Below are 891 nucleotides of genomic sequence, written 5' to 3'. Positions count from 1 at the left end.
TGAGTCTGCTGGCCAACAGCTATCTGCAAATCAGACGCGACACGGCTACCACGGCCATGGACTGGGTGACGACGCTCGAAAGTGGCGACCTCAACTTGCTGCACAAGCAGCTCACGGCATTCTTTGCGAGCATTCCCTACTCGATGCGGCGCAAGGAGAATGAGCGCGAAAGGGAGCGCTACTTTCACTACACTTTCTACCTGATGTTCAGACTGATGAGTACCTATCTTGTGCTGACTGAAAAACAACAGAGCGAGGGACGCGCCGACTGCATTATCGAAACACCCGAACACGTGTACATATTTGAGTTCAAACTGGACGGCACAGCGGCCGAGGCCCTGGCACAAATCGAGACCTGTGGCTACGACCGCCCCTATGCTGCTGACAAGCGCCACCTGCACAAGGTGGGAGCAAGCTTTTCATCGCAAACGGGCACCATCGAGGAGTGGCTGGTGGAGGACTGACGCATGGTGAACCGTTTTTGAACCGATAAACCAATAATCTCTGAAATTATGAAATTTCCCATTGGCATACAAGACTTTAAGAAAGTCATAACCGAGGACTACCTCTATATAGACAAGACTGCCTTGATTTACCAGCTCGTGAAGGGTGGCAGCATCTACTTTCTGAGTCGCCCGAGGCGATTTGGCAAGAGCCTGCTTGTGTCGACGCTCGAATACTACTTTAAGGGGGAGCGCGAACTGTTCAAGGGGCTGGCCATCGATGCGCTGGAGAAGGATTGGGAGAGCTACCCGGTGTTTCATGTGGACTTTAACGGCACGAACTTTGAGGACGGCATGACACTGGCCAACAAGGTGGAGGATTATGTGACCGAGTGGGAAGCGCAATATAACTTTGCCGCCAACAAGCAGTTGGGCGCAGGCGACCGCT

The 891-nt window shown here is 53.0% G+C and carries 2 protein-coding genes; both read left to right on the top strand.

Going from position 1 to position 891, the window contains the following annotated elements; all coding sequences use genetic code 11:
* Positions 1-464: PD-(D/E)XK nuclease domain-containing protein (locus BQ5453_RS00835; protein WP_202614956.1), on the top strand; the 464-nt coding region annotated here is incomplete at its 5' end.
* Positions 465-512: 48 nt separating this feature from the next.
* A partial coding sequence (locus tag BQ5453_RS00830; RefSeq protein ID WP_154668723.1) for an AAA family ATPase occupies positions 513-891 on the top strand: 379 nt, incomplete at its 3' end.

This window comes from Prevotellamassilia timonensis (genome assembly GCF_900106785.1).
Lineage (GTDB): Bacteria > Bacteroidota > Bacteroidia > Bacteroidales > Bacteroidaceae > Alloprevotella > Alloprevotella timonensis.
The sequence above is the reverse complement of the archived record's forward strand: the minus strand, read 5'-3'. Positions and strand labels throughout refer to the sequence as shown.